Origin of the sequence: Frateuria sp. GZRe14 (assembly GCF_051900395.1) — a bacterium.
GTDB lineage: Bacteria > Pseudomonadota > Gammaproteobacteria > Xanthomonadales > Rhodanobacteraceae > Frateuria_A > Frateuria_A edaphi.
On sequence record NZ_JBHZGJ010000002.1, the window covers coordinates 441,007 to 461,129 of the forward strand.

The 20,123-nt window shown below is 69.7% G+C and carries 16 protein-coding genes; 3 read left to right on the plus strand and 13 right to left on the minus strand.

Annotation, left to right across the window (positions count from 1 at the left end; translation table 11 throughout):
• Nucleotides 1-95: 95 nt before the first annotated feature.
• The 3 genes from ACFWZ1_RS16255 (at nucleotide 96) to ACFWZ1_RS16265 (ending at nucleotide 4,842) form a co-directional block, all read left to right on the plus strand.
• Entirely contained in the window at nucleotides 96-1,412 is a 1,317-nt protein-coding gene (locus tag ACFWZ1_RS16255; RefSeq protein ID WP_439667202.1) for an amidohydrolase family protein, read from the plus strand.
• A gap of 493 nt (nucleotides 1,413-1,905) precedes the next feature.
• Nucleotides 1,906-3,762 (plus strand): M1 family metallopeptidase, encoded by a 1,857-nt coding sequence (locus ACFWZ1_RS16260; RefSeq protein WP_439667203.1) that lies wholly within the window; start codon nucleotides 1,906-1,908, stop codon nucleotides 3,760-3,762.
• A gap of 135 nt (nucleotides 3,763-3,897) precedes the next feature.
• Entirely contained in the window at nucleotides 3,898-4,842 is a 945-nt protein-coding gene (locus ACFWZ1_RS16265) for an alpha/beta fold hydrolase (RefSeq protein WP_439667295.1), read from the plus strand.
• A 56-nt stretch (nucleotides 4,843-4,898) separates the two neighbouring features.
• On the opposite strand, the gene ACFWZ1_RS16270 is transcribed toward ACFWZ1_RS16265, so the two are convergent.
• The 13 genes from ACFWZ1_RS16270 to gspE all read right to left on the minus strand — a co-directional run bounded on the left by ACFWZ1_RS16270 (nucleotide 4,899) and on the right by gspE (nucleotide 20,006).
• A complete protein-coding gene (locus ACFWZ1_RS16270; RefSeq protein ID WP_439667204.1) occupies nucleotides 4,899-5,585 on the minus strand; it encodes an ArsR/SmtB family transcription factor in 687 nt (228 codons plus the stop codon).
• A gap of 200 nt (nucleotides 5,586-5,785) precedes the next feature.
• A complete protein-coding gene (gene hrpB / locus ACFWZ1_RS16275; protein ID WP_439667205.1) occupies nucleotides 5,786-8,341 on the minus strand; it encodes an ATP-dependent helicase HrpB in 2,556 nt (851 codons plus the stop codon).
• A gap of 149 nt (nucleotides 8,342-8,490) precedes the next feature.
• On the minus strand, nucleotides 8,491-11,100 hold the full coding sequence (gspD, locus tag ACFWZ1_RS16280) for a type II secretion system secretin GspD (protein WP_439667206.1): 2,610 nt from the start codon (nucleotides 11,098-11,100) through the stop codon (nucleotides 8,491-8,493).
• A 3-nt stretch (nucleotides 11,101-11,103) separates the two neighbouring features.
• A complete protein-coding gene (locus ACFWZ1_RS16285; RefSeq protein ID WP_439667207.1) occupies nucleotides 11,104-11,946 on the minus strand; it encodes a hypothetical protein in 843 nt (280 codons plus the stop codon).
• Nucleotides 11,943-12,605, minus strand: a complete 663-nt coding sequence (gspM, locus tag ACFWZ1_RS16290; protein ID WP_231322060.1) for a type II secretion system protein GspM — start codon at nucleotides 12,603-12,605, stop codon at nucleotides 11,943-11,945. The genes ACFWZ1_RS16285 and gspM overlap by 4 nt, the downstream gene beginning before the upstream one ends.
• Nucleotides 12,602-13,762 carry a PilN domain-containing protein gene (locus ACFWZ1_RS16295; RefSeq protein WP_231322062.1) on the minus strand — a complete coding sequence of 387 codons (1,161 nt, stop codon included), beginning with the start codon at nucleotides 13,760-13,762 and terminating at the stop codon, nucleotides 12,602-12,604. The genes gspM and ACFWZ1_RS16295 overlap by 4 nt, the downstream gene beginning before the upstream one ends.
• Nucleotides 13,759-14,607: a general secretion pathway protein GspK gene (locus ACFWZ1_RS16300; protein WP_439667208.1), complete on the minus strand. Its 849-nt coding sequence runs from the start codon at nucleotides 14,605-14,607 to the stop codon at nucleotides 13,759-13,761. The genes ACFWZ1_RS16295 and ACFWZ1_RS16300 overlap by 4 nt, the downstream gene beginning before the upstream one ends.
• Nucleotides 14,604-15,329: a type II secretion system protein GspJ gene (locus ACFWZ1_RS16305; protein ID WP_439667209.1), complete on the minus strand. Its 726-nt coding sequence runs from the start codon at nucleotides 15,327-15,329 to the stop codon at nucleotides 14,604-14,606. The genes ACFWZ1_RS16300 and ACFWZ1_RS16305 overlap by 4 nt, the downstream gene beginning before the upstream one ends.
• Before the next feature lie 47 nt (nucleotides 15,330-15,376).
• Nucleotides 15,377-15,853 carry a type IV pilus modification PilV family protein gene (locus ACFWZ1_RS16310; protein ID WP_439667210.1) on the minus strand — a complete coding sequence of 159 codons (477 nt, stop codon included), beginning with the start codon at nucleotides 15,851-15,853 and terminating at the stop codon, nucleotides 15,377-15,379.
• The gene (locus ACFWZ1_RS16315; protein ID WP_439667211.1) at nucleotides 15,850-16,326 is read right to left on the minus strand and encodes a pilus assembly FimT family protein; all 477 of its coding nucleotides are present in this window, start codon (nucleotides 16,324-16,326) and stop codon (nucleotides 15,850-15,852) included. The genes ACFWZ1_RS16310 and ACFWZ1_RS16315 overlap by 4 nt, the downstream gene beginning before the upstream one ends.
• Before the next feature lie 65 nt (nucleotides 16,327-16,391).
• Entirely contained in the window at nucleotides 16,392-16,799 is a 408-nt protein-coding gene (gene gspG / locus ACFWZ1_RS16320; RefSeq protein WP_439667296.1) for a type II secretion system major pseudopilin GspG, read from the minus strand.
• Nucleotides 16,800-16,836: 37 nt separating this feature from the next.
• Complete coding sequence (gspF, locus tag ACFWZ1_RS16325; RefSeq protein WP_439667212.1) at nucleotides 16,837-18,054, minus strand: type II secretion system inner membrane protein GspF; 1,218 nt, start codon at nucleotides 18,052-18,054, stop codon at nucleotides 16,837-16,839.
• A 221-nt stretch (nucleotides 18,055-18,275) separates the two neighbouring features.
• Nucleotides 18,276-20,006 (minus strand): type II secretion system ATPase GspE, encoded by a 1,731-nt coding sequence (gene gspE, locus ACFWZ1_RS16330; protein ID WP_231322072.1) that lies wholly within the window; start codon nucleotides 20,004-20,006, stop codon nucleotides 18,276-18,278.
• Nucleotides 20,007-20,123: the final 117 nt, after the last annotated feature.

Consider the following 20,123-nt stretch of genomic DNA (forward strand, 5'->3'; position numbering starts at 1 on the left):
CTTCAGCCCACATCGGGCGTGCGGCAAGCGCGCGGTGGCCGAAGCCCACCCTGAGGGCTCTGGCATGATGGGCCTCCCGTTGGAGGAGGCCGCCGATGATCTGCCGTCCCGCGCTTGTCCTGGCCGTTGCACTGATTGCCACGCCCCTCTTCGCCGCCGAGCCGCCCGCGAAGGGCGGCTCGATCGCGCTGCATTGCACGCACCTGCTCGATCCGGCCGCCGGGAAGTTGCTGGGCGAGAGCACCGTGGTGGTACGCAGCGGGCGCATCGATGCCGTGCACGCCGGCGCGCCCGCGGCCGACGAAGGTAAGCCCGTCGAGCTGATCGGCCAGACCTGCCTGCCAGGCCTGATCGATGCGCACACGCACCTGACCTCCGAGACCAGCCCCACCGGCTACACCGACCAGTTCCGCTGGAACACGGCCGATTACGCGATCCGCTCCACCGTGTACGCCCGGCGCACGCTGCTGGCCGGCTTCACCACCGTGCGCAACCTGGGCGACAACGCCAACGAATCGATCGCCCTGCGCAACGCGATCGACGCCGGCATCGTGCCGGGCCCGCGCATCTTTACCGCAGGCATGGCGATCGGTTCCACCGGTGGCCATGCCGATCCCACCGACGGCTACCGGCAGGACCTGGCCGGCAATCCCGGTCCGAAGGACGGCATCATCAACAGCGCCGCGGATGCCTGGAAGGCCGTGCGCCAGCACTACAAGGACGGCGTCGATCTCATCAAGATCATGCCCTCCGGCGGCGTGCTGGACGAAAGCGCCAGCGCCGACAACCCGCAGATGACGCTGGACGAGATCAAGGCGGTGGTCGCCGCCGCGCACGATTACGGCTTCACCGTGGCCGCGCACGCGCACGGCGCCGAGGCGATCCGCCGTGCGGTGCTAGGCGGTGTGGATTCGATCGAGCACGGCACCTTCATGGACGACGCCGACATGAAGCTGATGAAGGAACACGGCACCTGGTACGTGCCCACCATCATCGCCGGCAAGTACGTCGAGCAGATGGCATCGAAGCCCGGTTACTACCCGCCACAGGTGGCGCGCAAGGCAAAGGAAGTCGGCCCGATCATCCAGGCCACCGCAGGCCGTGCCTACAAGGCGGGCGTGAAGATTGCCTTCGGCACCGACGCTTCGGTGTATCCGCACGGGCAAAACGCGAGGGAGTTCGAATACATGGTGCAGGCCGGCATGCCGCCGATGTATGTGATCCAGGCCGCTACCACGCATGCGGCCGAACTGCTGCACAAAGCCGATGCGCTGGGCCAGATCCAGCCCGGCCGCGCGGCCGACGTGGTCGCGGTGCCCGGCAACCCGCTCGAGGACATCACCGCCTTGCAGCGGGTGAGCTTCGTGATGAAGGACGGCACGATCTACAAGCAGGACGGCAAGCCGCTTTGAGCGTCGGCTCCCTCTCCGCTCCGGGGGGGAGGATTGAGCTGGGGGCCGGGGCTCGCGAGGAGGTCTCGCATACTTTTTTTTTCGCTCCAGTTGTGGCCTTCCAGCGTTGGCTCGCCTGCGGCGGGCTTCCGATCGCCTGACGGCGCTCGGGTCACTTTTCTTTGCGGGCCCAAAGAAAAGTAACCAAAAGAAACGGCCTGCTCAGCCCGGGGTGAGATAAGAGCCAGGCGCCACCTCGCCTTGCCGGGTGGGTCTCTTGCTCATAGAGGAGCTGCCGCCGCTTTACCGACGGGCGCTCGGGAGCCGAGGCAAGAGAGGGTTTGCGCCGGTTGTGTGCGAGCGGCGCGGTCGGGCCTGGCAGCCTTTTTTTTATTCTCTTCCCAAGGAGATGCGAGACGAGCTCGCCTCACTTAGCTCCAGGCCCTTTCGTCACGGGCGCCCCCGCGCAACCGGATGGCATACTCGCCACTTCGGTCCCCGGAGAAAGTCCCGTATGCGTGTGATTCCCGCCCTCGCCCTCGGCGCGTTCGTGCTGCCGCTGTCCGCCCTCGCCGCCGATCCGCATTCCTATGCGCAGCCGGCCGAAGTCCGCGTGACTCATCTGGACCTTGACCTCGCGATCGACTTCCCGCACAAGGCGCTCGACGGCACCGCCACGCTGAGCCTGGACTGGAAGAATCCGAAGGCGCCCGTGCTGGTGCTCGACACGCGTGATCTGAAGATCGCCAAGGTCGAGGGCCTGGATGCCGCCGGCCGCGCCACCGCGCTGAAGTTCGCGCTGGCGCCGCGCGACAAGGAACTCGGCAGCAAGCTCACCATCCAGGCGCCGAAGCACCCGGCGAAAGTGCGCATCGTCTACGCGACCTCGCCGCAGGCGTCGGGCCTCCAGTGGCTCACCCCCGCACAGACGGCGGACAGGAAGCTGCCCTTCATGTTCTCCCAGTCCGAATCGATCCACGCCCGTTCGTGGGTGCCGCTGCAGGATTCGCCGGCGATCCGCTTCACCTACAAGGCGCACGTGAGCGCGCCGAAGGATGTGCGCGTGGTGATGAGCGCGCTCAATGATGCCAAGCATCCGCTCGATGGCGATTTCCGCTTCGACCAGCCGCACCCGATCCCCTCTTACTTGCTGGCGATTGCCGCCGGCGACATCGCGGTGAAGGAAACCGGTCCGCGCTCGGCCGTCTACGCCGAACCCTCGGTGGTCGGCAAGGCGGCGCACGAGTTCGAAGACACCGAGAAGCTGATCGAGGCGACCGAGAAGCTCTACGGCCCCTACGCCTGGGGCCGCTACGACATCCTGGTGCTGCCGCCCTCCTTTCCTTACGGCGGCATGGAAAATCCCGACATGACCTTCGCCACGCCGACCGTACTGGTCGGCGACAAGAGCCTGGTCTCGCTGGTCTCGCATGAGCTGGCGCACTCCTGGTCGGGCAACCTGGTGACCGCCGCGAGCTGGCGCGACATCTGGCTCAACGAAGGCTTCACCACCTACGTCCAGGGCCGCATCACCGAGGCCGTCTATGGCAAGGCGCTGGCCGACGAGGAAGCGCTGCTTTCGGCGCGCGCGCTGCAGAAATCGATCGGCGAGATGCCCGAGAACTCGCAGAAGCTCGCACCCGACCCGCGCGGCGTGGGCGCGGATGACTCGCTCTCGGACGTCGCCTACGACAAGGGCTCCTGGTTCCTGCGCACGCTGGAGCAGCGCTTCGGCCGCGCGACCTTCGACGAATGGCTCAAGGCCTACTTCCACCGCCACGCCTTCACCTCCATCACCACCGAACAGATGCTGGCCGACATGAAGGCCAATCTGTTCGACAAGCATCCGGGCAAGATGAGCTGGGACGAGGCCAAGGCCTGGATCTACCAAGGCGGCATCCCCAAGGACGCGCCGCTGCCGACCTCCGCCCGTTTCCAGGCGATCGACAAGGAGCGCACGGATTTCCTGGCCGGCACGCTGGACGCGGGCCAGCTCGATGCCAAGGGCTGGAACACACAGGAGTGGATGTACTTCCTCGACCGCCTGCCCGACGCGCCGCCGCTGACCAAGATGAAGCAGCTCGATGCCGCTTGGCACCTCACCGGCACGCCCAACGCCGAGATCGGCATGCGCTGGTACAGCCATGCCATTGCCGCGGGTGACAGGAACGTCTGGGAAGACGCACGCGAGCACATGACCCGCATCGGCCGCATGTACCTCACGCTGCCGGTGTACAAGGCCTTCGCCGCCACGCCGGAAGGCCTGGCCTACGCCGAGGCGGCCTACGCCAGGGCGAAGGACGGCTATCACCCGATGACCCAGGGCGCGATCGAGTCGATCCTGCGCAAGGCCAGGCAGGCGAAGAAGTAGGCCGCTCCTGCAGGGCCCGCTTGTGGGCGATGCTTCCAGGGCATCGCCACAAGCGAGTTCCTGCAACCCGGGCCCATACCGCACGAATCAGGATCTTCGATGACCCCACCCGCCGCCCGTCCGCTCTGGAAGCGCATGCTGTTCCGCCGCCTGAAGTTCTTCGGCGTGCTGGTGGCCCTGGTGGTGGCGCTGCTTGGCGGCAGCTACCTGTTCGCGCCGCAATGGCTGCTGGGCGCGCACGTGATACGCCAGGCGATGGCCGCGCACGTGGAGAAAAACACGCTGCGCGCGGGCGACACCACCTGGAGCTACTACGAAGGCGGCCAGGGCCCGACGCTGGTACTGCTGCACGGCTTCGCCGCGGACAAGACCATCTGGCTGCCGCTGGCCGAACAGCTCACGCCGCATTTCCACGTGGTGATCCCGGACCTGCCCGGCTGGGGCGAATCCTCGCGCAACCCGGATGCCAGTTACGGCGTCGACGCCCAGGCGCGGCGCCTGCAGTCGTTTCTCGCGGCGCTGCACCTGCAGCGTTTCGTACTGGTCGGGCACTCGATGGGCGGCGCGATCGCAGGCGTCTATGCGGCCGAATACCCGCAGGGCGTGGCCGCGCTGGCGCTGGTCGATGCCTATGGCCTGAAAGCCACTCCGAACGATTTCGATCGCACCATCGCGGCCGGCAAGGACCCGTTCGCCTACGACGACCGCGCCGGTTTCGAACACGCGCTCAAGCTCGCCTTCCTGCAGCCGCCCGAGGTGCCGGGCCGCATCGAGGACGTCTTCGTCGCACGCAACCGGCGGGATCGCGCCTTCATCGAACGCACGCTCGCCGAGCTACGCAAACCCGAAGACTACCTTTCGCTGCAACAGCGGCTGGGCCAGCTCACCATGCCGGTGCTGGGGCTGTGGTGCAGCAAGGACCGCATGGTCGATCCGTCCGCGCTGGACAGCCTTCGCAACGGCCTGGTGCAAGCACCGGCGATCAGCTCCAGCGTTCTCAACGGCTGCAACCACATGCCGATGATGGAAAAGCCCGAGGCCACCGCGCAGGTGCTGACCGGCTTCGTGCTGGGGCACTAGCCGCGGCGCGTCCCGCCCTTCCCCCGAGAGGGAGAGACATGTGGCGCCGGACCCGGTCAGCCAGGCAACCGCACGCCGAGAAGAGCGAACCGCCGCAGCCCTTCGACGCTGGGCAGCAGCGCCCGCCCGTGCGACGCGTGGCGTAGCCAACCCGCCTCCAGCATGGCGCCGGTGAGCGCCACGCCCAACGGCCCGCCCACGTGCAGGCGCCGTTCGGTCCAGTCCAGGCAAGCACGGCCGCGCAGTCCCGGCAAGCGCGCCACGGCCTCAGGGTCGAGTCCCGCCTCGGCCAGCGCCGCGGCCCCGGCAGGGACCAGAGAGAGGCCTTCGCTGGTGGTCGTCAGATGGCCGCGCCCGAGCAACTCGGCGCAGAGCGCCACCCCGAGCTGGCCGGCGAGATGGCGATAGCAGCTGCGCGCGCGCCGCAGCGCGGTATCCCCGCCCGGCGACGCCATCGACTGGCGCGGCAGGGCCAGCGCTTCGAGCCAGCCGGCCACTTCGTCACCGGCGAGACGGTAATAGCGATGGCGTCCCTGTACCTGCACGGCAAGCAGGCCGCCTTCGAGCAGGCGCTTGAGGTGCGCGCTGGCCGTCGGTGCGCCGACGCCCGCCGCTCTCGCCAGCTCGCCGGCCGGGCGGGCGGTGCCGTCGGCCAGGGCAAGAAGCATCGAGGCGCGCGCCGGTTCGGCGAGCAGGGCGCCGATTTCGGAAAGCTGGCGTGGGGTGGGCGGGATGGCGGGCATGCGGCGAGTCTAGTACCGCTGTTGCCCGGGACCTTTCGATGCACGGCGAAGCGTGTAGCCCTCCGCAAGAGTGCCTATCCGTCCTGACGCAGCTTCCCTGGACAGGCCATGGGATAGAGCGCCACTTGCGGGTCCCTCCCTGGCGGACTCGAGGAATGCTGCCAACGGGGGATGGGGCGAGCTTGCCGGGATCTTTCCGTTCACGTCCCGCGCGGCTTCGCCCGATGCGTCGGGGTGGCGGACCAGGGATCGTCCGGCCAGGGGTGGCGCGGGTAGCGGCCTTTGAGTTCCTTCTTTACTTCCGGGTACGTGCGCTCCCAGAAGCCCTTGAGGTCCTGCGTGACCTGGATCGGCCGGCCGGCGGGCGAGAGCAGGTGCAGGGTTACCGGCACGCGCCCACCGGCCACGCGCGGGGTATCGGCCAGGCCGAACAATTCCTGCAATTTCACCGCCAGCACCGGGGGCTCGCCGGGTGCGTATTCGAGCTTGCGCACCTGGCCGCTGGGGACCGTGAGGCTCTCCGGGGCGTGCTGGTCGAGCTGGCGGCGCTGCTCGTAGTCGAACAGTGCGGCCAGCGCCTGGGAGAGCTCGTCGGTGCCGAGCGCGTCGAGCTTGCGCTTGCCTTGCAGGTACGGCCCGAGCCAGTCCTCCAGCGAAGCCAGCAGCGTCGCGTCGGACACGTCGGGCAGGCCCAGCTCGGGCATCCAGCCGGCCAGCGCCTGCATGCGCGCGCGCAGGCGTCGGGCGGTCTCGCTCCAGGGCAGCGCATCGATGCCGCGACTGCGTACCGCCGCGAGCAGCGCAGGCAATGCGTCCTCCGGCCGTACCGGCACGCTGCGCCGTTCCAGCACGATGGCGCCGAAGCGCTGTTCCTCGAACGCCTCCACCGCACCCCGGCTGTCGTTCCAGCGCAACGTGCGCTCGCGCCGGAAGTGCTGCGGGAAATCCTCATCGAGGCGGCGCGGGTCGAACGGCGCCGCGGCGAGCACCAGGCTGTCACGCGCCTCCAGACGCAGGTCGAGCACGACCAGCCAGGGTTCGCCGAGCAGCGCGCTGCCGTCGTACAGGCTGGCGCCGCGGCCATTGGCCAGCGTGTAGCGGCGCGGATTGGCTTCGTCCTGGCGGGCGATGCGGTCGGGCCAGGCATGCAGCAGGAGGTCGCCGACGGCATGGCTGTCGGGTACGCCGCTGGCCGCCGTGCGGACGTCCAGACGTCTGCGCCAGCCCTTGGACGCCTGCTCGATGGCGGCCATGGCGCCGCTGTCGAAACCCCCGCGCGCACCGATCCCCTTCGACGCGCCGGGGGTGGCTCCCCGGCGGTCGCGCCAGGCATGCAGCGCGTCGATGCGCAGACGGAAGTCGTCGCTGCGCGCCTGGTCGCCGCGCAGCGGCGAACGTGCCTCGACCAGTGCCAGCAGGTCGGCGGCCAGCGGGTGCAGTTCCGCCGGCGCACGCAGGGCCATGGCAGCCAGTCGCGGGGTGGCGCCGAGTTCGAGCATGCGCCGGCCCAGCGGCGTGATGCGGCCATCCGCGCCGAGCGCGCCCAACGCGGCCAGCAGTTCGCGCGCCTGCGCGAGCGCGCCCGATGGCGGCGGATCCAGCCAGCGCAACGTGTCGTCGCTGCCGGCGCTGACACCCCAGGCGGCCAGCTCGAGCGCCAGGCCCGACAACTCGGCCTGGTCGATCTCCGGCGTGCGCGCCGCTTCCAGCCGCCGGCTCTGTGGCCACAGGCGATAGGCCGTGCCCTCGGCGACGCGACCGGCGCGACCGGCGCGCTGGTCGGCCGAGGCCTGCGAGATCGCGACCGTTTCCAGCCGGGAAAAACCGGAGTTGGGGTCGAAGCGCGGCTCGCGCGCCAGGCCGGCATCGATCACCGCGCGGATGCCGGGCAGCGTCACGCTCGATTCGGCCACGTTGGTGGCGAGGATCATCCGCCGCGTGCCCGGCTCGGCCGGCGCCAGCGCGGCCTGCTGTTCGGCCAGCGAGAGTTCCCCGTGCAGGGCGAGGATCTCGAGTTGCTCTCCTTTTGCGAGTGGAGAGGGCAGCGTGTTTTCGAGCAGCGCATGGGCGCGAGCGATCTCGCGGCGTCCGGGCAGGAACACCAGCACGTCGCCGGGATTGTCTTCCAGCGCCTGGCGCGCGACGCGGGCCAAGTGGTGCTCGGGCGTCTCCTGCGCGCGCGCGGGCGGATGCTCGACGCGCACGGGAAAGCTGCGCCCCGGGCTGGACAGACGCGGTGCGTCCAGCCAGCGCGCAATGCGCTCGCCGTCGAGCGTGGCGGACATCACCAGCAGCCGCAGGTCGGGGCGCAGGGTCGCCTGTACGTCCAGCGCCAGGGCGAGGCCGAGGTCACCGGCCAGGTGGCGTTCGTGGAACTCGTCGAACAGGATCGCGCCGATGCCGGACAACTCCGGATCGTCCTGGATCAGCCGCGTGAGGATGCCTTCGGTGACCACCTCGACGCGGGTGGCGGCACTGACCCGGGATTCGAAGCGGATGCGGTAGCCGACGGTCCGGCCGACCTCCTCATCCCGCTGCGCCGCCATGAACTGCGCGGCGGCGCGCGCGGCGATCCGCCGTGGTTCGAGCATCACGATGCGCCGGCCTTGCAGCCACGGCGCCTCGAGCAGCGCCGGCGGTACCTGGGTGGTCTTGCCGGCGCCGGGCGGCGCTTCGAGGACCAGGCGCGGGTGGGCGTGGAGCGAGGCGCGCAGTTCCGGGATGAGCGGGGTGATGGGGAAGTCGGCTTGCGTCATTCCCGCGAATGATAAGGCCTCGGCCTGGCAACCCCCGGGCACCTCCCCCGTGACACGGGGGAAGGAACAGGTACGAAACCGCCTATCGAGCCCTCCCCCGTCTACGCAAGAGGGTGCCGGCGGGCGGATGGGAGTCGCCCCGGCAGGATTTACTTCCCACCCGCCATGCACTGCGCCACCCATTTGCGCGCCGTGTCCACGCCCTCGGTATCGCCCAGGTGCGTGCGCACGCTGGCGATGAGCTGCCAGTTGCGCGCGCACAGTTCACCGTGCTGCGAGCCATTGCGCCACGACTCCAGGGCCAGCCGTTGCGCGGCGTCGTAGTCGCTCTGCTTGAGCGCCGCTTCGGCCTGCTGGTGGAGCTGCTCGGGCGAGGCCGGCGGCGTCGGCAGCGGCACGTCGGTCGGCGAGGCGGCCGGCGGCGGCGGTTCCTTCGCGCGCTCGGCGCGCAGCGGAGCGAGCGACTCGAACTTGGCCTGGTACTCGTCGGTGATGCGCTTGGCGTCGTCGCTGGACCCGATTACCCGCGGCGTGATCAGCACGATCAGCTCGGAGCGGTTGCGGTGGCGGTCGGTGCTGCCGAACAGGCGGCCGATCAGCGGGACCCGGTTCAGGCCCGGGATGCCGGTGTCGGTGTCGCCCTCGTCCTGGCGGATCAGGCCGCCCAGCAGCACGGTCTGCCCGCTCTGCACGCCGACCTGGGTGGCGATCTCGCGCTGCTGGATGGTGTAGTTGCCGTTGGAGTCCTTGGTGCCCGGCACGCTCACCTGCTGCTTGATATTGAGGTAGACCAGGCCGCCGGGATTGATGCGCGGCTGCACGTCCATGATCACGCCCGTGCTGATGTACTGCACCTGGCCGATGGTGGTCGGACTGTCGTTGGTCGTGGTGCCCAGGCCGGTGGTGAAGAAGGTCTGGTTGACCGGGATCTGGTCACCCGCCTGGATGTGCGCGACCTGGTTGTTCATCACCACCAGCGACGGCGCCGAGAGCGTCTTGACGTTGCCGTTGGTCTCCTGCGCGTGCAGCGCGACCTGCAGGTTGTTGTTGAGGAAGGAGTAGAAGAACGAGTCGCCGGTCGGGTTGTAGGTCATGCCGCCCTTACCCAGCGCCCACTGCTGCTGGTTGCCCGGCTGGCCGGGGGTGACTCCGCCACTGCTGTTGGCCGTGCCGCCGACCAGGCCTTCCAGGTACCACTGCACGCCGAACTGGAAGGCGCCGGTGAGCTGCACCTCGAGGATGCGCGTTTCGATCTGCACCTGCAGCGGCACCGTGTCCAGGCGCTGGATCGCGCCCTCGATCTCCGCCCACTGGGACGGACGCGCACGCACCAGCAACTGGTTGTTGGCATCGACCGAGGAAATCCTGATCGAACCGTCGGAGGAGCTGTACTGCTGGTCGTTGGCCGAGCTGCTGGCGTTGGCCAGGCCGCCGCTGCCGCCGAAGCCGTTGCCCTGGCCGGACATGCCGCCGTTGTCGTTGCCGTTGATGCCCGACAAGCCGCCACTGTTGCCCATGCCGGTGTCGTTGCCGCCCTTGAAGCTGCCCGAGCCACCGGCGATCCCGCCGCTGTTGCCGAAGCTGCCGGCGGTGCTGCCCATGCCGGTGCCATTGGCGTTGTCGGCGTTGCCCAGGGTTCCGGAGTTGAGCCCGGGGCCGACCTCGCCTCCGCTGCCGCCGCTGGCCGAGGCGTTGGTGTAGATCTGCGCCAGGTACTTGGCCAGGTCCGAGGCCTTGATGTTGCGCACGTCGTAGACGTACAGCTGCGGCTCGTTGCCGCCGCCACGATCGATGCGCGCGATCCAGTCGCCCACTTCCTGCAGATAGTCCGGCTGCGTGCTGATCACCACCAGCGCGTTGGTGCGCTCGATCGGGATGAAACGCAGCATGCCGGCCAGCGGGCTGTCGCCCTGCTTGCCGAAGATCGCGTCGAGCTTGGGCATCAACTCGGACACGTTCGCCCGTTGCAGGCTGAACACGCCCACCGACATGCCCTTGAGCCAGTCGACGTCGAAGGTACGGATGGTGCGCGCGTAGTTGTCCAGTTCCTGCGGCGAGCCGGCGAGCACCAGCACGTTGCGCGACGGATCGGCGAGCAGGATCGAATCGGGCCGGGCGAATGGCTTGATCAGCTTCTGCATCTGCGCCGCGGAGATGTAGTGCAGCGGGAACAGGCGCGCCTGCATCCCGCCCTGCGGCGCCACCGCGCCGAGGCTGGGCGAGACACTGCCGGCGATCGCGTTCTTCGAAGGCATCACGACGTAGCTGTTGCCCTGGCGCACCAGCGCGTTGCCGGTCCAGGACAGGAGCGTCTCCAGCACGGGCAGCGCCTGGCTGGCGTCGATCGGTTCGGAGGTGGAGAAGGAGATGTTGCCCTGCACGCCCGGCACGATGGTGTAGTTCTTCTTCAGGAAGTCGCCGAGGATGGCCTTGACCACCGCCTGCACCGGCTGGTTCTCGAAGTTGAAGGTCACCGCGCCCTCGCCATGCGCGGGCGGCCGGGGCGTGGACAGCGCCTGCGGGCGGATGAACTCGCCGGTGCCGCTGTTGATCTGCGGCTGCGGACTGGTTTCGCTGGCCGGGCCGACGTTGTTGTTCAGCGGCAGCGGCGCGGGCGCGGGCTTGTCGGTACCGGCGATGGCTTCGCGCTGCAGCGCGTAGTCGTCGCGCGGCTGCGGCATGCTGGAGCAGCCGACCAGCCAGACCGTCAGCGCAACGGCGCCGATCCGGGACATTCGGTGCAGGGCGTGGGGGAACATGGTTCAGCGATCTCCTTCGTGAGCCTTCGCGGCAGCCTGTTCGGCGCGGCGTTTCTGGATGGCGGCCTTGAGCTGGCGCAGGCGCTCGGCCTGGCGATCCTCGTTTGTCATGTCCATGCGGGCCGGCGCGCCGCCGCGCATGCCCGAGATGGCCGCGCCGCCACCGGGCGGGGCGTTGGCGTCATTGTCGCTCCCGCGATTCTGCGGGATGCCAGGGCCAGGACCGGGCCCCGGCTCGTCCGACGGGTTGCCGTTCTGGTCGTCCTCGTCGGGTGGCTGCAGGCGGTGCGAGCGGTCGATCACCTCATCCGGCAGCTCGGGCACCGACGAGGCCCCGGCCGGGTTGCCCCGCACCTGGTCGATCGGCACGCCGGCCGGCAGTTGCAGCTCGACCCGGCCACTGGACGAATCGAACAACGCCGAGCGCGGCTTCACCTCGACCAGGGTCCAGCTGCCGTCGGGCAGGCTGGCGCCCTCCTTCACCCGCAATTCCTGGTTCTTGTCGGCCTGGCGCTTGTTGTGCAGCAGGGCCATGCGCAGGGTCGGCGTGAGGATGATGCCCGTCAGTTGCATGTCGCCGAGTTGGCTGCCGCCGCTGGCGGCGTGCGCCACCGGCTTGCGGTCGGGATTGAACAACGGCTGCTGCCAGACCGGCGCGTAGTGATCCAGCGGCACCGGCGGCGGCAGCGTGGCGGCATGCTGGGCCGGCAGCGGAGTCGGGGCGCGCGGCGGCGCCCAGTGCACGCCCCGGCCGATGCCGGCCAGCAGCGCCAGGAACACCACGCCCAGCACCAGCGTGGCGGCGGCCAGCGGCACGGTCAGGCGGCGTTGCGCGGCGGCGTTCATGGCTCCTCCCCGTCGCCGGTGTCCACCGTGCTTTCGGCGGGCACGGGCGCGGCGGCGACCGCTCCGTGCGAGGGACGCACGTAGCCGGACAGGGTGAACTGCACTTCCAGCACCGGTTGGTTGCCCTGCTGCGCGGCGACCGGGTTGCGGTAGATGCTCAGGTCATCGACGAACAGGTAGGGCGTGCCCTGCTCCAGCGCGTTGAGCACCGCCACCAGCGGCTCCATGTCGCAGCGCAGGCTGATGCTCACGGCCGCCTTGCGGTAGGGGCTGTTGTCGTCGTCCGGCGGATTGGGCAGCGGCATTTTCTGGGTGACTTCGCAGGCGCCGCCGGCGGTGTGCGCGCCGACCGCGTCGACCACGCGCTGCATCAGCCCGGCCGAGGCGGCGTTGGGATCGCTCTCGGGCAGGAACGCGGCGCTGGCGGCTTGGCCGGCACCCAGTTCGGCGATGCGCTTCTGAAGCGCCGGCTTCTCGGCGATCGCGGCGGCATAGCGGCTCTGGGTGTCGCGCAGGTCCGCCATCTGCGCGTCGACCGCGCGCAGCGGCGCCACGAACCACCAGTGGATCAGCAGGAAGTAGATCAGCACCAGCGCCAGCACCAGCAGCAGCACCGCGGCGATGCGGCTGTCGCGCGGCTTCAGTTCCAGCTGCCTCATGGCTGCGCCTCCGAGCCGGCGCTGGCCGGCGCCGCCGGCGCGCCGGCCTGGCGCAGCTGCGCGACCATGTAGAAGCGTTCCTTGCCGCTGGCCGGATCGGGCTGGATGCTGCCCTGGAAGTTGGGGTCACGGACGATCTTCGAATCCTTCAGCGCGTCGATCAGCGCCGCCGCCTGCGGGGCCTGGCCCTGGAAGCCCACTTGCCCGCTCGGATCGACGCTCAGGCGTTCCAGCCATGCGTTCTGCGGCATCCGGCGGGTGAGGTCGAGCAGCAGGTCGAGCATGGTCACGCGGTTCTGCTTGCGGCGCACCAGGAAGCTGGCCGCGCCGGCGTTGTCCTGCAGCTCCTGGCGCAGCGCGGCGACCTGCTGCGCCTCGGCCTGCATGTCCTGCACCTGCATCTGCATGGTGGCGAGCGCCTGCTCCCGATTGTCGAGCCACTGCGCCAGCGCCAGCACCAGCAGCAGCACGACGGCCCCGGCGAGCGCGAGGTTGAGGCGCTGGCGCGGGTTGGTGCGGTAGGGCACGCGCGTCGGCGGCAGCAGGTTCACGCCGAGCCGGCCGGTGCCCTCGGCCACGTCGACGGCATCGACGCGGATGCCGGCGCCTTCGAGCTCGGCCAGCAGCGGGTCGAGCGTGTCGCGCGGCACCGCCACCAATTCGGCGAAGAAACGCCCGGCCGGCGCCGGCGTGTCCAGCTCGAGCACGGCGTAGTAGACCTGCTCGACGCGGAAAGGCGTCTGACGGTCCATCTCGAAGGCACCGACCTGCTGCAGGTTGTCCCCCGCCGCGCGAGGGAGCAGCAGCCGCCTGCGCAGCGCCGCCTCCGCCGGCAGCAGCAGCGCCAGGCGCAAATCCTCGCGGTCGACCTCGCGCACCGCCGCCGACAGCGCGGCCTGTTCGATCGCCGCCTCGGTCCCGCGCGGCCATTGCGCACGCACTTCCGACTCGCCTGTCCGACGCAGCTCCCAGCGTCCGTCGGTGCGTTGCAGCAGGTACCACTGGGCGCCGCCGCCGAACAGCCTGCCCCACGCGGCCGGCAGCAGCGCGCCGAGCTCGCCGAACCACCAGGCGAAGAAGCGCGGCAGCGGCGAGGCGCGCCAGGCACGGCGCGCGCGGTCCAGCTGCGGCCGCAGCGATTGTGTTGCGTTGGTCATTCGCGGTCACCCTCCCGCCAGTGCAGCACCGCGTAGGGCTGCGCCCCCGGACGAACGCCCTGCAGGCGTACGGTGGCATGCAGCACGGCGCGCGTGCCGTCGGCCATCGTGGCCTCCGAGCGGATACTATGCGTTACTCCATTGCCCGCGAACAGGCCGGCCACGCCCGGCCGCGTGTTCTTGCGCGCCGCCAGCACCTGCGCGACCCGTTCGGGCGTCATACCCGGGATCGCCCCCAGCGCCAGCGGCTGGGCAGTGTTCGGATCGGGACTTTCGCGGCCGGACCAGATGGTGATCGCGCCGGCGATCGTGCGGTAAAGCGCGGGCGTCATGCCGGCCACCTGTTGCAGTTCCTCGATGCTCAGGAAGGGCGCGTGGCGCGGCTGGTAACCGTTGGCTGCGTACACCTCCAGCCCCACCTTGCGACCGGCGTTGAACTCGCGCCAGTCGACCACCGCCGCGGCCATCTTCTGCGCCTCGTCCGGACGCAGGCCGGCAGCGCGGAACAGACCCTGGAGCACGATCGGCGAGGCGCTGTTCAAGTCCACCTTGCCGCCTTCGTCGACCGCGCTGACGCTGACCGTCGCGCCATCGAAACGGAACGTGTATGGCCGGCCGTCGGCCAGCCAGCGCTCGGCCAGGCGCGGGTCCTGCAGACCGTAGACCGCGCGGGAGAGGCCTGCCTCCGCCGCGTAGTGCGCCTGCGCCTGGGCGAACTGGAAACGCGCCTGCAGGCCTTCGGTGCGCGCGGTCATCGCGTAGCCGCCGAGCATGATCGCCAGCAGCGTGCAGGCCCACAGCACCAGAAGCAAGGCGACGCCGCGTTGGCCCCGACGCGTGTTCACGGCTGCCTCCAGGCGACGCTTGGGCCGGTTGCGTCGAGCATCGCGAACTGGCGCTGGTTGGCCGAGGCATCCACGCGCAGCGGCACGGTCAGCTGCGGCCAGTAGCCGGCGCCGGGCAGCTTGAGGTCGATGCGCACCAGCTGCGGCAGCTGGTCGCCCTGGCGCCAGTCGTCGCGCCACGCCCCGACGCGGCCCCGCGCGTCCAGCCCACGGTAGTGAAAACTCGCTTCGCGCACGTCCTCCAGCAGCACCTGCGGCGGACCGGGCTTGAGCGGCTCGCCGCTGGGCGGCAGCAACGCGAAGCGGACCTGCAGCCGCTGCCCGCCCTTGCCGTTGGCCACCAGCTCGAGAGTCTGCACCTGCGGTCCGAGCTTGCCGAGATAGCCGGGCAAGGGTGCGACGAAGCTCATCGAGCCCGGCTCGCCGCGGAAGAAGATCGCCTCGTCGTTGTCCGGGTTCTTGCCCAGCTGCTGGGTCATCGCCTGCGCCAGTTCGTTGCGCAGGAACTGCTGCGCCGAACGCACCGCATCGAGCCGCTCCACGGCGGCCGTGCCCGAGCGCACGCTGTGCGACGCGGTGCGGATGCCCGAGTACACGCCGACCAGCAGCAGCGCGAGCAAAGCCAGTGCGGCGAGCGTTTCGAGCAGGGTGAAGCCGCGGACGCACCCGGGGACCCCAGCGGACCGGACACGGACGGCTCCGGCGCGCGCCCGGGTGCCCATGGGCAGCGCCAGGGCGGCGCATCCCGCCCGCTTCCTGATTGCCGACGTCACGAATCTGCTCCCTGCGGCTGCGGGCCACCGACGCGCAGGGTGCTGAAGCGCGCCGTGTAATCGTGCCCGGCGCTGGTCCACATCACGTCCAGGTCGAGCCGGTAGAGCTTGAGCGGCGAGGCTGGCGCGCGCGGCTGCGGACCGCTCGCCTGCGCGGTCGCCGGCGGCTGGACCGGCCGCACGTCGAGCTGCCAGCGGTAACGCTCGTCGAAGCGTCCACTGCTGCGACCGACGCGGATGGGCTCCAGTACGAACGCGCTGTCGAGCAGGCTGCGGCCCCACATCGCCGCCTCGCTGCGTTCGGCCGAACGCGCGGTGAGCGCAAGCGAACTGCCGGCCACGCGCATCAAGGAGGCGAAGGTGATCGCCAGCAGCAGCACCGCGGCGATCACTTCCAGGAGGGTGAAGCCGCCGGCGCGGGTGCGCCTGCCCGTCCTGGCGGGTCCCGGCCATGCGGTTACCGGCCCGATCATGAGTTCACCACGCTCACCGCACCCGTGAGCCAGGTGACGTTGACCTGCCAGCGGCGCTCGCCCCGTTGCAGGACGATGTGGCCGCCGGTGGAACTGCCGTCGGGAAAGAAGCGGATGCGGCCGGTGTGGTTGTCCGGCTGGTCTTCGCGGGCGCTGGTGATGGACAGGCGCATGCCCTTGGGCAGCGCCACCTCCTTCCCGCCGGCGGCCTGGTAGCTGGCCGATTTCGTATCCAGCTCGAAGGTCTGTTCCTTGCCCTTGACGATGGCCTGCGCGCGGGTAGCACGCAACGCGGCGGCCAGCTCCACGCTGGCCGCGCGCGTGCGTGCGCTGGCCAGGCCCTGGGTCACCGACACGGCGGCCGCCGCCGCGGCGATGCCGATCAACAGGATCACCGCGAGCATTTCGAGCAGGGTGAAGCCACGGGAACACGCACCACGCTTACCCGTGGCGAGCCGGGCACCATGGGGCACAAGGACACGCGTCCGACGCGCGAGCGCCGAGCAGGCTCCTGTGTCCCGATGGTCGACCCATTGGCTCATTGCCAGCTACCGATGTCCTTGCTGTAGCCGTCGCCACCGGGCTGTCCATCCTGGCCATAGAACACCAGGTCGTAGCTGCCGTGTTCGCCCGGCGCCTTGTAGCCGAACGCATGGCCGAACGGATCGACCAGGTCCGATGGCTTGGCGTACGGCCCCTGCCAGTTCGGCGCGTTCGGCGGCTTCTTGACCAGCGCATCGAGGCCGGCGGGCGGCGAGCCGTTGTCCAGCGAGTAGTTCTCGATCTTCTGGCCGAGCGTCATCAACTGCGCCTTGCCCGCGCCGTACTTGCCCTTGTCGACGCTGCCGCCGACCTGGCGCACGACGATCGCGCCGATGATGCCGATCAGCACGATCACGGCGAGCATTTCGAGCAGGGTGAAGCCGCGGGCGCGCTGCACGCGCATCGAGCCGGTCCGTTGGTGTTTCATTGCACTCTCCACATCATTGAATATTCGCCGTGAGGCTCAGCAGTGGCAGCAGGATCGCCGCCATGATGATCGCCACCAGCACGGTCATCACGATCGTCAGCGCCGGCACCAATGCGGCCAGCAGGCGGTCGATCGCGCGCCTGGATTCGAGGTCGAAGGTATCGGCGACTTTCAGCAGCATGGTGTCCAGTTGCCCGGCTTCTTCGCCGACCTGCACCATCTGCAGCGAGAGCCGCGGGAAGCGCTGCGAGCGCGCCAGCGCGGCGCTCAGGCCGCCGCCGCCCTTGACCTGTTCGGACGCCTGCGCGAGTGCGTCATCCAGCGCGGTATTGCTGGTGACCTGCCGCGCGATGCCCAGCGCCGCGAGCAGCGGCACGCCGTTCTTCAGCAGCGTGCCCAGCGTGCGCGCAATGCGCGCGGTCTCGACCTTGAGCAGCAGCGGCCCGATCACGCGCATGGTCAGCAGCCTCGCATGCCAGGCCATGCGCAGCGCCGGGTCGCGCAGGCGCGCGCGCCACGTGGCGACACCCACGATCAACACGATCAGGAGCAGCCACCACCACGATTGCAGCACCTGGCCGATGAACAGCACCACGCGCGTGATCAGCGGGATCGGCACCTGCATGTCCTGGAAGATCGGCACGAATTGCGGCACGACGTAGGCCAGCAGCAGCACCAGCGAGCCGAGCACGCCGATCATCAGGAAGGCCGGATAGATCAGTGCGTTGACGATGCTGCCGCGCAGCTGCTGGGCGCGCTCGAGGTATTCGGCCAGGCGGCGCAGGGTCTCTTCCAGCGAACCGCCGGCCTCGCCTGCGCGCACCAGCGAGATGTACAGCTTGGGGAAAACGCCGTGCTCTTCCTCCAGCGCCTGCGAAAGCGTGGTGCCGCCGCGCACGCGGTCGCGCACGCGCTCGACCAGGCGCTTGGCGCGTTCGGCCTCGGGCAGTTCCATCAGGATGCCCAGCGCCCGGTCCAGCGGCTGTCCGGCGCCGAGCAGGGTCGCCAGCTGGTGGGTGAACTGCGCCAGCTGGTCGCCGGTAAAGGGACCGCGCTTGAACAGCGCGGCGAACGCCGAACCTTCGCCCATGGCATCGGCAGGCTTGGCCTCCAGCGGCGTGTGGCCCTGGTCCTGCAAGCGGCCGATCGCCTCCTGCAGGCTGGGGGCCTCGATCTGGCCCTGCAGCATCTCGCCGGCGGCGCTGATGGCGCGGTAGCGGAACTGGACCATGTCAGAGGCCCTTTACTTTTTGCTCCCTCTCCCCTCCGGGGAGAGGGCCGGGGTGAGGGGCCAAGGCTTGCGGGCAAGGATGGACAGAGCGCGGGCGGTTGGCGCCCTTCAAAACAAAAGGAATAACCACTCCGCGATGGCTCCGGGCGAGCGCCGCCCTCTCACCCCAACCGTCTCCCCGGCGGGGAGAGGGAGCAAAGGCGTCGCCGGTTCGGATCGCATCAGCCTTCCTGCGTGACACGCAGCACCTCCTCGAGGGTGGTGACGCCGGCGACCGCCTTGGCGATACCGTCCTCGTACATCGTGCGCATGCCCTCGGCGCGGGCCACGCGCTCGATCTCGCTGGCGTCGGCCCGCTTCATCACCAGCCGCCGAAGCGGCTCGCTCATCACCAGGAATTCGACGATCGCGCGCCGGCCGCGGTAGCCGGTGGGGTTGGCCGCGCTGGAGCCGGGCTTCCACAGGCGGATCGGGCGCTCGTCGGTGTACTTCTCCAGCTCGAACTCGGCGATCACCTCGGGCGAGGCCTCGTAGGGAACCGCCGTTTCCGGATCCAGCCGGCGCACCAGCCGCTGGGCCAGGATCGCGTTGACGGTAGAGCCAAGCAGGTAGTCCTCCACGCCCATGTCCAGCAGGCGCGTGACGCCGCCGGCGGCCGAGTTGGTGTGCAGCGTGGACAACACCAGATGGCCGGTAAGCGCGGACTGGATCGCGATGCGACAGGTCTCCAGGTCGCGCATCTCGCCGATCATGATGACGTCCGGATCCTGGCGCATGATCGAGCGCAACGCGTTGGCGAAATCCAGCCCGATCTGCGGCTTGACCTGGATCTGGTTGATGCCCTCGAGCTGGTACTCGACCGGGTCCTCGACCGTGATGATCTTGACGTCCGGCGTGTTGATGCGCGAGAGCGCCGTGTAGAGCGTGGTGGTCTTGCCCGAGCCGGTCGGACCGGTGACCAGCAGGATGCCGTTGGGGCGCTCCAGCACCTCGACGAAGCGCTTTTCGAACGCGGGCGTGAAGCCCAGCGATTCGAAGTCGAACACCACCGATTCGCGGTCCAGGATACGCATCACCACCGACTCGCCATAGGCGGTCGGCACGGTGGATACGCGAAGGTCCAGTTCCTTGCCCTGCACGCGCAGCTGGATGCGCCCGTCCTGCGGCAGCCGGCGTTCGGCGATGTTGAGCTTGGCCATGATCTTGACGCGGCTGATCACTGCCGCGGTCGAGGACGATGGCGGCGCCTCGACTTCGTGCAACACGCCGTCGATGCGGTAGCGCACTTTCAGGCGGTTCTCGAACGGCTCGATGTGCACGTCGGAGGCCCGCTGCTCGACCGCGCGCTGCAGGATCAGGTTGACCAGGCGGATCACCGGCGCCTCGGAGGCAAGGTCGCGCAGGTGTTCGACGTCGTCTTCCTCGCTGGCCTCGCCGCCGAGGTTTTCGACGATCGTGCCCATCGCGGAGCGGCCGGTGCCGTAGTAGCGCTCGATCAGGTCGTCGATTTCCGAGCGCAGGCCGACGCGCAGGGCAACCGGTCGGCCGGCGGCCAGTTCCACTGCCTGCAATGGATAGGGATCGGCCGGATCGGCCACCACCAGCGCCAGGTCGTCCTCGCCCTCGCGCACCGGCACCACGTGCTGTTGCTTGAGGAAGCGAAGGGAGAGTTCGGGTTCGGCCGGCGGCATTTCCGGCGCGTCGCGCGCGGCCAGCAGCGGTACGCCGAGCAGTTCGGACCAGGCTTCGGCCAGGTCGCGCTCGGACACCAGCCCGAGCCGCGCCAGCAGCGCGGTCAGGGTGCCCTCGGGCGCCTCCTCGTGCAGCCTGCGCGCGCGATGGAGGTCGCTGTCCTTGAGATTGCCGCGCGACACCAGGAGTGCGCAGACCGCCGCTTCACGGTCGTCCACGGAGAGCGCCCAGGTGGCCGCGGGCGTTGGAACTGCCGACATGCAGTGTCTCCCGCCAGTCACGTCAACCCGTCAACACCCCCCGCGTCGACGAGAAAAACCATTGGTAGCACATCCCCCGGCCCGGGCGCGAGCGCGCGGCGGGAGATGCCGTGGAAC

Bases quoted from the DNA above. Each gene is read 5' to 3' on its own strand.
- ACFWZ1_RS16255 (WP_439667202.1), top strand. From the start codon at position 96: ATGATCTGCCGTCCCGCGCTTGTCCTGGCCGTTGCACTGATTGCCACG.
- ACFWZ1_RS16260 (WP_439667203.1), top strand. From the start codon at position 1,906: ATGCGTGTGATTCCCGCCCTCGCCCTCGGCGCGTTCGTGCTGCCGCTG.
- ACFWZ1_RS16265 (WP_439667295.1), top strand. From the start codon at position 3,898: ATGCTGTTCCGCCGCCTGAAGTTCTTCGGCGTGCTGGTGGCCCTGGTG.
- ACFWZ1_RS16270 (WP_439667204.1), bottom strand. From the start codon at position 5,585: ATGCCCGCCATCCCGCCCACCCCACGCCAGCTTTCCGAAATCGGCGCC.
- hrpB (WP_439667205.1), bottom strand. From the start codon at position 8,341: ATGACGCAAGCCGACTTCCCCATCACCCCGCTCATCCCGGAACTGCGC.
- gspD (WP_439667206.1), bottom strand. From the start codon at position 11,100: ATGTTCCCCCACGCCCTGCACCGAATGTCCCGGATCGGCGCCGTTGCG.
- ACFWZ1_RS16285 (WP_439667207.1), bottom strand. From the start codon at position 11,946: ATGAACGCCGCCGCGCAACGCCGCCTGACCGTGCCGCTGGCCGCCGCC.
- gspM (WP_231322060.1), bottom strand. From the start codon at position 12,605: ATGAGGCAGCTGGAACTGAAGCCGCGCGACAGCCGCATCGCCGCGGTG.
- ACFWZ1_RS16295 (WP_231322062.1), bottom strand. From the start codon at position 13,762: ATGACCAACGCAACACAATCGCTGCGGCCGCAGCTGGACCGCGCGCGC.
- ACFWZ1_RS16305 (WP_439667209.1), bottom strand. From the start codon at position 15,329: ATGGGCACCCGGGCGCGCGCCGGAGCCGTCCGTGTCCGGTCCGCTGGG.
- ACFWZ1_RS16310 (WP_439667210.1), bottom strand. From the start codon at position 15,853: ATGATCGGGCCGGTAACCGCATGGCCGGGACCCGCCAGGACGGGCAGG.
- gspG (WP_439667296.1), bottom strand. From the start codon at position 16,799: ATGCGCGTGCAGCGCGCCCGCGGCTTCACCCTGCTCGAAATGCTCGCC.
- gspF (WP_439667212.1), bottom strand. From the start codon at position 18,054: ATGGTCCAGTTCCGCTACCGCGCCATCAGCGCCGCCGGCGAGATGCTG.
- gspE (WP_231322072.1), bottom strand. From the start codon at position 20,006: ATGTCGGCAGTTCCAACGCCCGCGGCCACCTGGGCGCTCTCCGTGGAC.